At 61.4% G+C, this 14,305-nt stretch carries 9 protein-coding genes and 1 pseudogene; 6 read left to right on the top strand and 4 right to left on the bottom strand.

The annotated features are described in order from the left end of the window. Window positions 1-160: 160 nt before the first annotated feature. Genes AC1MEK_RS14445 through AC1MEK_RS14455 form a run of 3 tightly spaced genes read right to left on the bottom strand, consistent with a single transcriptional unit; the run spans window position 161 to window position 3,900 of the window. A complete protein-coding gene (locus tag AC1MEK_RS14445; RefSeq protein WP_480396958.1) occupies window positions 161-1,387 on the bottom strand; it encodes a c-type cytochrome in 1,227 nt (408 codons plus the stop codon). After that, a complete protein-coding gene (locus tag AC1MEK_RS14450) occupies window positions 1,384-3,147 on the bottom strand; it encodes a GMC family oxidoreductase (protein ID WP_480396959.1) in 1,764 nt (587 codons plus the stop codon). The genes AC1MEK_RS14445 and AC1MEK_RS14450 overlap by 4 nt, the downstream gene beginning before the upstream one ends. Window positions 3,148-3,153: 6 nt before the next feature. Continuing rightward, on the bottom strand, window positions 3,154-3,900 hold the full coding sequence (locus AC1MEK_RS14455) for a gluconate 2-dehydrogenase subunit 3 family protein (RefSeq protein WP_480396960.1): 747 nt from the start codon (window positions 3,898-3,900) through the stop codon (window positions 3,154-3,156). A gap of 699 nt (window positions 3,901-4,599) precedes the next feature. Between AC1MEK_RS14455 and mrdA the strand changes: the two genes are divergently transcribed. Beyond that, the gene (mrdA, locus tag AC1MEK_RS14460; RefSeq protein ID WP_480396961.1) at window positions 4,600-6,534 is read left to right on the top strand and encodes a penicillin-binding protein 2; all 1,935 of its coding nucleotides are present in this window, start codon (window positions 4,600-4,602) and stop codon (window positions 6,532-6,534) included. 981 nt (window positions 6,535-7,515) lie between these two features. After that, entirely contained in the window at window positions 7,516-9,237 is a 1,722-nt protein-coding gene (gene poxB, locus AC1MEK_RS14465) for a ubiquinone-dependent pyruvate dehydrogenase (RefSeq protein ID WP_480396962.1), read from the top strand. A gap of 68 nt (window positions 9,238-9,305) precedes the next feature. Here the strand turns inward: poxB and AC1MEK_RS14470 are convergent, their stop codons facing one another. Beyond that, window positions 9,306-10,244, bottom strand: a complete 939-nt coding sequence (locus tag AC1MEK_RS14470; protein WP_480396963.1) for a LysR family transcriptional regulator — start codon at window positions 10,242-10,244, stop codon at window positions 9,306-9,308. Window positions 10,245-10,349: 105 nt separating this feature from the next. Here AC1MEK_RS14470 and AC1MEK_RS14475 point away from each other — a divergent pair, with 105 nt between their 5' ends. The 4 genes and pseudogenes from AC1MEK_RS14475 to phnC all read left to right on the top strand — a co-directional run bounded on the left by AC1MEK_RS14475 (window position 10,350) and on the right by phnC (window position 14,292). Then, the gene (locus AC1MEK_RS14475) at window positions 10,350-10,790 is read left to right on the top strand and encodes a VOC family protein (RefSeq protein WP_480396964.1); all 441 of its coding nucleotides are present in this window, start codon (window positions 10,350-10,352) and stop codon (window positions 10,788-10,790) included. A 342-nt stretch (window positions 10,791-11,132) separates the two neighbouring features. Continuing rightward, window positions 11,133-12,167 (top strand): annotated as a pseudogene (locus AC1MEK_RS14480) (HAMP domain-containing protein); the annotation flags it as partial. A gap of 93 nt (window positions 12,168-12,260) precedes the next feature. After that, the gene (locus AC1MEK_RS14485; RefSeq protein ID WP_400607691.1) at window positions 12,261-13,025 is read left to right on the top strand and encodes a methyl-accepting chemotaxis protein; all 765 of its coding nucleotides are present in this window, start codon (window positions 12,261-12,263) and stop codon (window positions 13,023-13,025) included. A gap of 439 nt (window positions 13,026-13,464) precedes the next feature. After that, the gene (gene phnC, locus AC1MEK_RS14490) at window positions 13,465-14,292 is read left to right on the top strand and encodes a phosphonate ABC transporter ATP-binding protein (RefSeq protein WP_480396965.1); all 828 of its coding nucleotides are present in this window, start codon (window positions 13,465-13,467) and stop codon (window positions 14,290-14,292) included. Window positions 14,293-14,305: the final 13 nt, after the last annotated feature.

Consider the following 14,305-nt stretch of genomic DNA (forward strand, 5'->3'; position numbering starts at 1 on the left):
ATCGTACAAGTTAAACGTATCGTCCAACCGTTATACGGTCCCTGTAGCAGCACGGCTTGCCGGCGGGCGCGGTGGGTCAGCAACATATCTGTCGACTGACACACCGCAACCCGCCGGCAAGCCGTGCTGCTACGGGGGGATGACAACAAAGATGCAAGCGTTACTTGGGCAGCAATGCCTCACGCACATCCTTCACGCTCGCGCTGGACACCGCCGGCGCGGCGTTGCCCCAGGTGTTGCGCACGTAGGTCAGTACGTCAGCGACGTTTTCATCCGACAGGTTCCAGCCGAACGCCGGCATCGCCGGAGCCGTTGGCGCGGCATCGGTGGCACCTGCGCGACTGCCTGCCAGTACCACGCGAATCAGCGACGAGGGATCGTTGCTGTTGATCAGCGGGGCCATGGCCAGTTTCGGGAACAGGTTGGCCGCGCCTTCACCGTTGGGCGTGTGGCACGCCGAGCAGCGGTCGGCGTAGATCGCCTTGCCCGCGACCATCGCCGGGTCAGTGGCGGCCACAGGTTTGGCAGCTTCCACCGGCTTGGCGCCGTCCTTCAGGTAGACCGCAACGGCCATCAGGTCCTGATCGGTCCAGTGCTGCGACGAGTGCTCGACTTCCTCGGCCATCGGGCCTGACGCGATGTCGAAGCGGTTGGCGCCGGTCTTCAGGTACTTGACGATGTCCGCCTCGCTCCACGCGCCGATGCCGTCGTGCCCTGTGGAGGTGATGTTCGGTGCCACCCAGTTCTGCAGGTTGGCGCCTGTGAGGAAATGATCGTTCTTGTCGCCGCCGATCAGGTTTTTCGGCGTGTGGCAGGTGCCACAGTGGCCCAGGCCTTCGACCAGATACGCACCGCGGTTCCACTGCTCGGACTTCTGCGGATTGGCCTTGAACTCGCCTTCCTTGAAGTTGATCAGGTTCCAGCCGATCAGGCTGGTACGCACGTTGAACGGGAAGGGCAGCTGGTTGGTTTCGACGTGGTTGTCCGAGGCGTCGACCGTGCGCAGATACGCCCAGATCGCCTGGTTGTCCTCACGGGTCACCTTGGTGTACGCGGTGAACGGCATGGCGCCGTACAGGCGTTTGCCGTCCAGGCCGTGGCCCTTGGACATGGCGTTCTGGAAGTCTTCGAAACTCCAGCGGCCGATGCCGTTGACCGGGTCCGGGGTGATATTGGCGCCGGCCAGCTTGCCGAACGGCGTATCCAGAATCACGCCACCGGAAAATAGCGGCTTGCCGGGCATGGTGTGGCACGCGGTGCAGTCACCCAGGGTGGTCAGGTAGCGGCCTTTTTCCACGATGTTGTAGGAGTCGGCGCCAGTTGCAGCGTGAGCCAGGTTGAACGAAAGCCCGACAACGCCTGCGCATAGGGTCAGAAAAGTCTTCATACGCTGATCATCTCCCCTGGACGCTTGAGGTAGCGGGTGCGGATGGCATCCGCCGCTTTGAAGGCCAGCGCCGCCACGGTGCCGGTCGGGTTGTAGCCAGGGTTTTGCGGGAACGCCGAAGAACCGACCACGAACAGGTTCGGCACGCCCCAGACTTGCAGGTACTTGTTGACCGAGCTGTTCTTCGGATCGGCACCCATGATGAAGCCGCCGACGATGTGCGAAGACTGGTACGGCGCGCTGTTCCAGTGGCCTTGTTGCGAGCTTGGGACCATCTGGCGCGGGTTCATGCTCTTTGCGATTTCACCGACCTTACCGGTGACGTAGGCCGCCATCTTGCGGTCGTTTTCCGGGAAGTCGAAGGTGATGCGCAGAAGCGGACGACCCAGCGGATCCTTGTAGGTCGGGTCCAGCGACAGGTAGTTGGTGCGTGTCGAATAGCTGCTCGCCTCGCAACCGATGGACATGGTGCTGGCGTAGTTCTTGACTGTGGCCTTCTTCCACTCCGAACCCCAGGTTGGAGTGCCAGGCGGCAGCGGACGCGAGTCGATGGGGGCTGCGCCAATCGGCGTCACGCGGGTGCTGCCGCCGCCGACGAAGCCCAGTCCCGAGTGGTCGAAATTGTCGTTGTTGAACTCGTCGATGCCCATGCCGATGGCGCCGCCACCGATGAAGGGGTTGAAGTTCTTGTCGTCGAAGTACATCCGCACGTTGTTGGCGGTCTGGTAGGCGTAGTTACGGCCGGTGGTGCCGGTGTTGGTCACCGGATCGTACGGCTTGCCGATGCCGGAGAGCAGCATCAGGCGTACGTTTTCGAAGATGAACGCGCTGACGACTACCAGTTCCGCCGGTTGCTCCCATTCCTGGCCGTTGGCGTCCATGTAGACGATGCCGGTGGCTTTCTTGCCGCTGCTGTCCATCGTCACGCGCAGCACTTCGCAGTTGGTCATGGCGGTGAAGTTGGGCTTGCGGATCAGCACCGGCAGAACGGTGGTGATGGCGCTGGCCTTGGAATAGTTGGCGCAGCCGTAGTTGGTGCAGAACCCGCAATAGGTGCACGGCCCCATCGCCACGCCAAGGGAGTTGACGTAAGGCTGGGAGACCAACGCCGATGGCACCGGGAACGGCTTGTAACCCAGGTTTCTTGCAGCTTCTGCGAACAGCGTCGGCGCGTAGGTCTGCTGCGTCGGCGGGTTGGGGTATTCCTCCGAGCGCGCGCCTTCGAAGGTGTTGCCGCCTTCCTGAATCACGCCTTTGATGTTGCCGGCCTTGCCCGAGACGCCCGCCAGGCGGTCGAACTTGGTGTAGAACGGCTCCATTTCTTCCCAGTCGGTGCCCCAGTCCTGCAGGGTCAGTTCTGGCGACAGCTCTTTGCCGTAACGTTCGGTCAGGTGACTGTGCAGGCGGAATTCATTGGGCTGGAAGCGGAACGTGATGCCCGCCCAGTGGTTACCCGCGCCGCCGGTGCCGTTGCCGGGGTGAAACGAGCCCCAACTGCGCATGGGTAGCGCTGTCTCGTTGACGCTGTTGCGAATCGTCGTGGTGTTTTGCCGCGTCCTCAGCATCAGGTCCTGGCGGCGGTTGTAACGCAGTTCGTCAGCGGCGGAGGCAACGTTGAAGTCGGCAGCGGTGTCGCGCCATGGGCCACGTTCGAAGCCGATGATGCTCAGGCCTTCGTCGGCCAGTTCATTGGCGATGATGGATCCGGCCCAGCCGAGTCCGACAACCACGACGTCCGTGGCAGGTAGTTTTTTGGCCATGTCGAATTAACCCTTCTTGGTCCAGGCGGAGCTTCCAGAAATGGACAGCGGGATCAGGTTCAGCTTCTGGTTATGCAGGCCCACGTACTCGCGATAGTCGTAGCGCGCACCGGGGAAACCGATCATTTTCCACGACACCATGTCGCGGTTGCCGCCGTACACCGGGTCAGCGAAGAAGCCTTCCATGGTGTTGCCCAGCACTTGCTGGAAGAACAGCTTGGCGTCGATGCCATCGAGCGCGATCTCGCCCTTTTCCAGGCCGGTCAGCACTTTGTCTTGCTGCTCGGGCGCCAGGGCTTCGAAGTTTTTCTGGAAGGTTTTCTGGCAGTAGGCCTCAAGGCCGGCCAGGCCCAGGCGGTAACGTTCGCGCGGCACCAGTTCCGACTGGTCGCCCTGCATCGGCGTGCCTTTCTGGAAAGGGCCCTGCATGTACAGACGGCTGAAGGTGCCGTACTCACCGGCCAGTTGGCGGTCGATGAACACCGCGCAACCGGCGTCCTTGCCGCTGACGCTCAGCTCGTCGGCGGGAATCAGCCGCGCCACGATGGCCTCGACCGCTGTCGCCTCGGCAGCAGTGAAGAATTGCCAGCCGGGCGTGTCGTAGTGCATCGGGCCGTTGTGGTCGAAGGGGATCCACTGCGGGACACCGACCACGGTGGCCGCCTTGGCCGTTGCGGCAGCACCGACAGCCAGGGTCGTGGCTGAGGATTTCAGCAACTGGCGGCGGGTGAGGCCTTTGGATTTCTCTGTCATTCAGGGCTCCTGCAAACGCAACTGTCCAAGGGGCCATGCCAGGGCAAGGTCCGCGAACAGGTGGCGTTGTAAGTGTTTCTCACGGTTGGGTCCGACAGCGTGAAGTGTCGGGCTCAGGTTGCAGCGGCGGGTGTGACATTGAGTCTCTGGCAAACCTGCGGGCAAAAGGCGCACGCTAGGCGGGGGGAAGCCAGGCTGGTAGCCATCTTTTCCACGCGAAGCGCAATCATAGATGTGTTACCGACTGTTGCATCCTGTTAAATCGGTAAATGACTGTTGCTAAAAATGTAACAGTCTGACTTTTTTGTCTGTTTGTGACGGGATGTCAGCGTCAGCGGATCAGATGTTTCGGTCTTCTTGGAGCGCCGATTTAGATGGGTTTTCTGTGATGCCTATCTTCAGATGGAACTGCGGCGCCTGACTGAGCCGGTATCTTCGCTCGGATCTGATCCCTGTCGTACGACAAGATTTGTGGATTTGGTGCAACAAATCTGTCTCAATTTTTAACAGTTGTGCTGCGGTGGGAGGCGGCGTCATGGGCCCGAAAGCCTTGGCACCTTTCGTCAACATGACAGGATTTTCATGAAGTTCGCCCGGTGAGCAGGGGCGCTTCTTGGTATCGTGCACGCCATTTGCGTCCTGGCAGGGTTCATGGGGCGCGGTCTGTACCGTTCATATCGTCACCGAGTAGCTGTAGAAATGCCTGATCCCATACCGTTAAAAGACCACGAAAAAGAGACGCGACTGGTCAACCGACGCCTGATCGCCTGTGCCTTGTTCGTCATTGCCCTGAGCATCGCGCTGGTCTGCCGTCTGTACATCCTGCAGGTCGTCGAATACGCCTATCACTCCACCATCTCCGAGAACAACCGCGTCCATGTGTTGCCGATTCCCCCGGAACGTGGGCTGATCTACGACCGAAACGGGGTGATCCTCGCCGATAATAGACCCAGCTTTAACCTGACCATGACCCGCGAACGGGCAGGGGACTGGCACGCGGTAATCGATACGCTGATGCAGATCCTCAACCTGCCGGACGAAGACCGCATCATCTTCGACAAGGCCATGAAGAACTCGCCCCATCGCTTCGTGCCAGTGACCTTGCTGTACGAGCTGACCGAAGAGCAGATTGCACTGCTGGCGGTGAACCAGTTCCGCCTGCCGGGGCTGGACGTGGAAGCGCAGTTCGTGCGCCATTACCCGCTGGCCGAGCATTTCGCCCATTCCATCGGCTATGTCGGTCGGATCAACGAGAAAGAAGCCAGCCAGCTGGATCAAGTGGAATACCGCGGCACCCAGTCCATCGGCAAGACCGGCGTCGAGCGCTTCTATGAGAACGAACTGCACGGCCACGTCGGTTACGAAGAAGTTGAAACCAACGCCCAGGGCCGCGTGCTGCGGGTGCTCAACCATCACGACCCGGTGGCAGGCAAGAGCATTACCCTGAGCCTGGACATCAAGCTGCAGGAAGCCGCCGAAGAGGCACTGGGCGATCGCCGTGGCTCGGTGGTGGCGATCGATCCGGCCACCGGCGAAGTGCTGGCGATGGTCAGCAAACCGAGCTTCGACCCGAATCTGTTCGTCACCGGCATCAGCTTCAAGGAATACTCGGCGCTGCGCGACTCGGTCGACCGGCCGCTGTTCAACCGCGTGCTGCGCGGCCTGTACGCGCCGGGTTCGACGATCAAGCCGGAAGTGGCGATCGCAGGTCTCGACAGCGGCATCATCACGCCCCAGACCCGGGTGTTCGACCCGGGTTATTTCCAATTGCCGGACTTCGACCACAAGTACCGCAACTGGAACCACAGCGGCGATGGCTGGGTGGACCTGAACGCAGCGATCATGCGTTCCAACGACACCTATTTCTACGACCTGGCGCACAAGCTGGGCATCGACCGGCTGCATGATTACCTGACCATGTTCGGCATCGGCCAGAAGGTCTCGCTGGACATGTTCGAGGAGTCCGCAGGGCTCATGCCGTCCCGCGAGTGGAAGCGCATCACCCGGCGTCAGGCCTGGTTCCCGGGCGAAACGGTGATTCTGGGCATCGGCCAGGGCTACATGCAGGTCACGCCGCTGCAACTGGCCCAGGCCACCGCGCTGATCGCCAACAAGGGCGTGTGGCATCGCCCGCATCTGGCCAAGGACATTGGCGGCGAGCCGCCGGTGGACGAGCATCCGATGCCCAATATCGTGTTGCGCGATCCGCGAGAGTGGGATCAGGTCAACAGCGGCATGCAGTCGGTGATGCACGACCCGCGCGGCATCGCCCGGGCCGCCGCGCAAGGCGCGCAATACCGCATCGCGGGCAAGAGCGGTACGGCGCAGGTGGTAGCGATCAAGCAGGGCGAGCGCTACAACCGCGACAAGACGCTGGAGCGGCATCGCGATAACGCCTTGTTCGTGGGCTTTGCGCCGGCGGCCAATCCGAAGATCGCGGTGGCGGTGATGATCGAGAACGGCGAGGCCGGTGGCCGGGTGGCGGGGCCGGTGGTGCGGCAGATTCTCGATGCCTGGCTCTTGGATCAGGATGGGCATTTGAAGCAGCAATATGCGACGCCTGAGAGTGCGCCGGTCAATCCCAAGGTGCAGATTGCGGCGCCGGCCAAGGTGGTGGTGCAGCCGTCGGTTTGAAAGTCTGGCGTCCGGTACGCCGCAAAACCTGTAGGAGCGTAGCTTGCTCGCGATCTGGCGCGAAGCGGCAGCCTGCGGTCCGTCTGACACTACGTGATTGTTTGTTCTATTGCGGATTCTGCCTAACGGCAGAAGCGTTTCGACTTCGTCGAGTTACTTGGAAAAGACCCCCAAGTAACCAAGGGGTCCTGCTCCTGGTTTGGCCTCGACTTCGTCGAGGTTCCCTCACTCCGGTCCCGCTCCGTGGGCCCGGCGTGAAAGGGCCATCCATGGCCCACACGCCTCTCGCCGCATCCATGCGGCTCGACCCACTCCGCGAGACCTGCGTTCGGCCTGCACCCAAGTCGCGTTTTGTGGCGTCTGGGCTGGCGATGCATGAAGATCAAAAGCCAGATCAAGAGCACGAGGGCGATGCCCTTCGTAGCAGCCGAGCTTGCTCGCGGGTGGCCCTCAAGATCGCTCCCGCCGGCAAGCCGTGCTGCTACGGGACTGTGTACACCCGCTTTTGATTTTGACCTTCGTACGCAAAACCTGCAGACGACGCAAAACGCGACTTGGGTGCAGGCTGAATGGAGGTTTCGTGTAGTGGGCCAAGCGGCAGGATGTCGCGAGAGGCGCGTGGGCCATGGATGGCCCTTTCGCGCCGGGCCCACGGAGCATCGCCGGAGTGGAGGGAAGTCCGACGAAGGAGGACCCAAACCAGGAGCAGGACCCCTTGGTTACTTGGGGGTCTTTTCCAAGTAACTCGACGAAGTCGAAACAGATCTGACGTTAGGAAGAGCGCTCTTGATCTTGAAACGCGTCTGACGTTAGGAAGAGCCCGCGATAGTTCAAACAACCAAGCCACATCAGGCACGACGCGAAATGAAGATCGCCAAACGCCACTGAACTGTCCAGGATCAGACGGGTCGATTTGAAACCAAGCGCAACGCACCCACCCGCCTTGCGCCGATCTTTCGACTCGACAAGGAAACCCCTCCCATGTCCAGCACGACCCTCGCCGATTACCTCGCCCAGACCCTCGCCGCCGCTGGCGTTTCGAAAATCTGGGGCGTGAGTGGCGACAGCCTGAACGGCCTGACCGACAGCCTCGAACGCCTGGGCAAGATCAAGTGGATGCACACCCGTCACGAAGAAGTCGCTGCCTTCGCCGCCGGTGCCGAGGCCGCAACCACTGGCAAGCTGGCCGTGTGTGCCGGCAGTTGCGGGCCGGGCAACCTGCATCTGATCAACGGCCTGTACGACTGCCACCGCAGCCGCGTACCTGTGCTGGCCATTGCCGCGCAGATTCCATCCACCGAGATCGGCCTGAATTACTTTCAGGAAACCCACCCCACCGAGCTGTTCAAGGAATGCAGCCATTTCGTCGAGGCGGTCAGCAGCGCCGAGCAGTTCCCGCGGGTGCTGGAGCGGGCCATGCGGGCGGCGATCAGTCAGCGTGGCGTAGCGGTCATCGTGATCCCGGGGGATGTTGCGCTCAGCCCCGGCCCGGATGCCAAACCAGGCTGGGTCGAACCTGCCGCTGCGCGGGTGATCCCTGCTGAGTCGGATCTGCTCAAACTGGTGGAGATGCTCGACAAGTCAAAATCCATCACCATCCTCGCCGGCGCTGGCTGTGCCGATGCCCACGATCAGGTGGTGGCGCTGGCGGAAAAACTCTCGGCCCCGGTGGTCCACGCCCTGCGCGGCAAGCAGTACATCGAGTACGCCAATCCGTTCGATGTGGGCATGACCGGGCTGATCGGCTTCAGCTCCGGCTATCACGCCATGCTCAACTGCGACACGCTGCTGATCCTGGGCAGCAGTTTTCCCTACCGCAATTTTTACCCCGAGAAGGCCAAGGTCATTCAGATCGACATCGACCCGGCCGCATTGGGACGCCGGGTGCCGCTGACGCTAGGCCTGACCGGCGGCATCGCCGAAACCATCGTCGCGCTGCTGCCGCGTCTGAAGGCGCACACCGATCGCAAGTTCCTCGACAAGGCGCTGGCACACTACGCCAAGTCCCGCGAGGAGCTGGACGAACTGGCCACGCCTTCGCCCCATGGCGAGCCGATTCACCCGCAGTACCTGACGCGGATGGTCGATGCCTACGCCGACCCTGACGCGATCTTCACCGTGGATGTCGGCACGCCGACGTTGTGGGCCGCGCGTTACCTGACCATGAACGGCCAGCGCGGGCTGATCGGCTCGTTCAACCACGGCTCCATGGCCAATGCCATGCCTCAGGCGCTGGGGGCCAAGGCTGCGTTCCCTCAGCGTCAGGTGGTGGCGCTGTGTGGTGATGGCGGGCTGTCGATGCTGATGGGTGATCTGCTGAGCATTCGCCAGCTCAACCTGCCGATCAAAATGGTGGTGTTCAACAACAGTTCCCTGGGCTTCGTCGCCATGGAAATGCAGGCCAGCGGTTACGTGCCCCACGACACCGATCTGCATGGCACCAATTTCGCCAATATCGCCATTGGCGCGGGGATTCTGGGGATTCGCGTCGAGGATTCTTCCGAGCTGCCCAATGCGCTGAAAAAGGCGTTCGAACATCCTGGCCCGGTGTTGATCGACGTGGTCACCGCGAAACAGGAGCTGGGCCTGCCGCCGAAGATCAAACTGGCCCAGGCCAAGGGCTTCAGCCTGTTCATGTTGAAGGCGGTGATGAACGGCAAGGCCGATCAGGTGCTGGATTTGGCCAAGACTAATTTCCGTTGACGCAGTGCACCGCGGATCCTCACGCAACATCCAATCGCGCGGACGTACATAAACCTGTAGGAGCGAATTTATTCGCGAATCGGTGGTACAGGCAATGCATCAATTTCGCCTGATAAATCGTTCGCGAATGAATTCGCTCCTACAGGGGGCAGCGTTTCCAGGCACCTTCGAAACAACTGCTGCAACGGCAGTTGCCGATTGGCATGGCGCATCACCAGCGCCAGTTCGCGGTAGAAAGTCAGGGGGCCCAGTTCGACGATGCGAATGCTCGATGCGCGCTCCAGCCACAGCCCGGCGCGCGGCACCAGCGAGACGCCGAGCCCGGCCTCGACCATGCGCACGATGGCATCCACTTCATCGAGCTCCAGCCCCGGCAACGTCTCGATCTTCTGTTCGCGCAGAAAGCGGGTCACCTGGCGCCCGCCGAACGAATGCCGGTCGTAGCGCACGAAGCGGTTTTCCCGCAGCAGCCGCAATGGATCATCGCCTTCTATATAAGCAGGGGCGATCAGCACGAACGGCTCGCGCTCGATCACCTCAAGGTGCAGCTCCTTGGGCAGCGAGAAGGGCGGGCGAATCAGGATCGCCAGGTCGATTTCCCCGGCGTCCACGCTGTTGAGCAGGGTTTGCGATACGCCGGGAATCACCTTGGCTTCGACCGTCGGCGCCTGCTGGTTGAGCGCCACCAGCGCCGCGGGCAGCAGGCCGGTCTGCACGGTGGCGATGGCGCCGATCTGCAGTTCGCCGTAATAGCCGCTGTCGGCCGAAGGCGCGGCCATGCGCTCGAACAGCTCGACGATTTCCCGGGCCATGGGCAGCGCTCGCTGGCCGGCCGCGTTCAGGGTGGCGCTGCGCCCGCTGCGGTCGAACAGCGGCGTGCCGAGGGCTTTTTCCAAGGCGCGAATCTGCGCGCTGACCGCCGACTGGGTCAGCCCGACCTGATTGCCCGCCGCGACGAAGGTGCCCAGCCGTTCAACGCTGAGAAAGGTTTTGAGTTCGCGAATCATGTGGGTTCACTGATCGAAATAATTGTGGCTCGCCGAAAAAATTATGATCTTTGCAACAAAGATTCAATGGGTAAAGATGACGCATCCCATCAAGAGGACTCCACCGTGACCGCCACCACGCAAAAGCTTTCGCCGTTTCACCTGGCCATTCCCGTCTACGACCTGGACGCCGCCCGGCATTTCTACGCCCATGTGTTCAACCTGCCGGAAGGCCGCTCCAGCGATCATTGGGTGGATTTCGATTTCTTCGGCCATCAACTGGTGATTCACGAACACCCGAAGACCGACTCCCAGGCTCACGCTGGCACCAACGCGGTGGACGGCCATGACGTGCCGGTGCCGCATTTCGGGGTGGTGCTGGGCTGGGAAGAATGGGAAGCGTTGGCCGACCGCTTGCAGACTCAAGGCGTGAAGTTCGTGATCGAGCCCTATGTGCGCTTCAAGGGGCAGGTGGGCGAGCAGGCGACCATGTTCCTGTTCGACCCGTGCGGCAATGCGCTGGAGTTCAAGGCGTTCAAGGATATCGGGCAGTTGTTTGCCAAGTAACCAATGAGTTGAACATTCGTAGCAGCACGTCTTGCCGGCGGGTAGGTCAGGCGACACGGTGGTGATTGATCCATCGCCCCGCCGGCAAGCCGTGCTGCTACGGTATTTTGTCCAACACACTATTTATATTGGATCCCGTTTAATTATTTTTAGACAACTGTCCAATAACTCTGTGACCAACTAAAAAAGAACGACGACCGGCACTCAACTCCGCACTCGCGCCGCCGAAGTATATTTCGAGCCGCGTCTTCCCTTTCTATGGGCGACCCCGTAAAAAGCGCAGCGCGCGCCTGATCGGCACGCCATCCCGTCGCTGTCATTCTTGGTTATGGACACAATCGTATGATCAAAAGTCTGGGTTTCAGCAGAAAGATCCTGCTGGCCGCTGCACTGATAGTTGTTGTTGCTTTTACCTGTTTCATTCTGGTGAATGATTACCGCCAGCGTGAAACCTTGAAAAACAACGTCGACGCCGAACTGCAACAACTGGGCAGTCTGACCACGCAAAACATTCAGACCTGGCTGGACAGCCGTACCCAGCTGCTTTATTCCATGGCCCAGCAGATCGCGGTCGATGGCCCGGCCACCGCCAACCTGCAGCGCGCAGTCGGTCTGCCGGTGTATGCCGACAATTTCCAGCTCAGTTACTTCGGTGGCAAGGACGGCCTGATGTTCTCGGTGCCGGCCGGTAACCGTGCGGCCGACTACGATCCGCGCGCCCGTGGCTGGTACAAGGCCGCCGATGCCGCGCAGGGCACCATTGTCACCGAGCCTTACATCGCAGCGTCTTCGGGCAAACTCGTGGTCACCCTGGCTACGCCCGTGCGTCAGCAAGGCCAGATGATCGGCGTTGCCGGTGCCGACATGTCGCTGGATCTCATTACCAAGACCATCAACTCGCTTAACTTCGGCGGCCATGGTTATGCGTACATCGTCAGCGCCGACGGCAAGATCTTGATTCACCCGGACAGCAAGCTGCTGCTCAAGAACGTCAGCGAGGCCTACCCCAACGGCGCGCCGAAAATCGCCCCGGGCGTGTACGAAATCGAATCGGGCGGCAAGGCGCAGTTCATTTCCTTTACCAAGGTCGAAGGCCTGTCCTCGGCCAACTGGTATGTGGCGCTGGTGCTCGACCGCGACGCGGCCTACTCGATGCTCAGCGAATTCCGCTCCTCGGCCATCACTGCGATGGTCATCGTGGTGGCGATCATTATCGTGTTGCTGGGCCTGCTGATTCGGGTGCTGATGCAGCCGCTGCACCAGATGGGCCGTGCCATGCAGGACATCGCCGACGGCGAGGGCGATTTGACCAAGCGTCTGTCGGTGGCCTCCAAGGATGAGTTTGGCGCGCTGGCTGTGTCATTCAACCGCTTCGTCGAGCGTATCCACGGCTCGATCCGTGAAGTGGCCTCCACCGCAGGGCAGTTGGGTGAAGTGGCGGCCCGCGTGGTAGGCGCTTCCAACTCGTCCATGGGCAACTCCGACCAGCAGTCCAGCCGCACCAGCAGCGTGGCTGCAGCAATCAACCAGCTGGGCGCCGCCGCCCAGGAGATCGCGCAGAACGCCGCACTGGCCTCGCAACATTCCAGCGAAGCCTCGCAACTGGCCAGCGAAGGGCAGGGCGTGGTCACCCAGACCATCAAGGCGATGAACCAGCTGTCGGACAAGATCAGTGAGTCGTGCGTCAACATCGAAACCCTGAACGCCAAGACCGCCAACATCGGCCAGATTCTGGAAGTGATCAGCGGCATCTCCCAGCAGACCAACCTGCTGGCGCTCAACGCGGCCATCGAAGCGGCCCGTGCTGGTGAAGCCGGTCGCGGTTTTGCGGTGGTGGCGGACGAGGTGCGCAACCTGGCCCACCGCACCCAGGATTCGGCCCAGCAAGTGCAGGGCATGATCGAAGAGCTGCAGGTCGGGGCCCGCGATGCGGTGGCCAACATGACCGAAAGCCAGCGCCAGAGCGAAAGCAGCGTGACCATCGCCAACCAGGCCGGCGAGCGCCTGAACAGCGTGACCCGCCGCATCGGCGAGATCGACGGCATGAACCAGTCGGTGGCCACGGCGACCGAGGAGCAGACGGCGGTGGTGGAGTCGATCAACGTCGACATCACCGAGATCAACACCCTCAACCAGGAAGGCGTCGACAACCTCAAGTCCACCCTCGATGCCTGCAGCCATCTAGAACACCAGACCGCGCGCTTGCAGCATCTGGTGGGTACCTTCCGGATTTAAGCTCTCAACTCTGATCGTGCCCACGCTCTGCGTGGGCACGCCGCCGGGGACGCTCCGCGTCCAGTGACGCGGAGCGTCACGTAGCGCATTCCCACGCGGAGCGTGGGAACGATCACCCCAATCACCTGTGCCTTTCGTCCCTCGCCCGAAAATATTCATTTATTCATATTTCCGCACCGCGCGGATCCTCTGAACAACCCCGCCCACTTGTCTATACGGCACCTCCTCTAAAACGGCGTCTTGCGCAAAGATGTCGATAACGTCGGCGAAACATGTGCCATCAAATGGCCAAGTTTATGTTACAGCCCGTTCATGTCCGGTTCATCGAAAAGCCACAAAGCCTGACTAATGTCACTCGCACCCAACGACCCGGGACGGTCGTGCGGTTGAACATTCACCCAAGGCACGACGCCGGAACCTCAAGACAAGAGATGCCCCCATGAACGCAGCTATCCATGTCGACCGTTTGAACAAGACATTCGCTCGCAAAACCGCTCTGGTTGACCTTGCTTTGTCTATACAACCCGGGGAGATGGTGGCGTTGATCGGCGCATCCGGATCGGGCAAATCCACGCTGTTGCGTCATCTGGCCGGGCTTGCTTGCTGCGACCGCAACAATGGCGGCAGCGTCAAGGTGCTGGGCCGTGAAGTGCAGGCTGCAGGCCGCCTCAATGGCCGGGTGCGACGTCTGCGCGCCGACATCGGTTATATCTTTCAGCAATTCAACCTGGTCAACCGCCTGAGCGTGCTGGACAACGTCCTGCTCGGCTGCCTGGGCCGCATGCCCCGCTGGCGTGGCAGCCTGGGCCTGTTCAATGCCGAAGAAAAACAACGCGCGCTGGCCAATCTGGCGCGGGTCGGCCTGGCCGATTTCGCCCATCAGCGTGCCTCGACCCTGTCGGGCGGCCAGCAGCAACGCGTGGCCATTGCCCGTGCATTGACCCAGCAGGCCGAAGTGATTCTCGCCGATGAGCCGATCGCCTCGCTGGACCCGGAATCAGCGCGCAAGGTCATGGAAATCCTAGCCGACATCAACCGCCGCGACGGCAAGACCGTGGTGGTGACCCTGCATCAAGTGGATTACGCCGTGCGTTATTGCCCCCGTGCCGTGGCCTTGAAAGGCGGGCGCATTCATTTCGATGGCAATGGCGCTGACCTCTCCGGCCAGTTCCTCAACGACCTCTACGGCGCCGATGCCGACGCCACCCTGATGTTCGCCGATCAGGCGCGCAATCAAGGGCGTGCGCCGCAGCTGGCGCTGGCCTGACCTCTATCCGAAC

The organism is Pseudomonas sp. 2 (genome assembly GCF_056627435.1).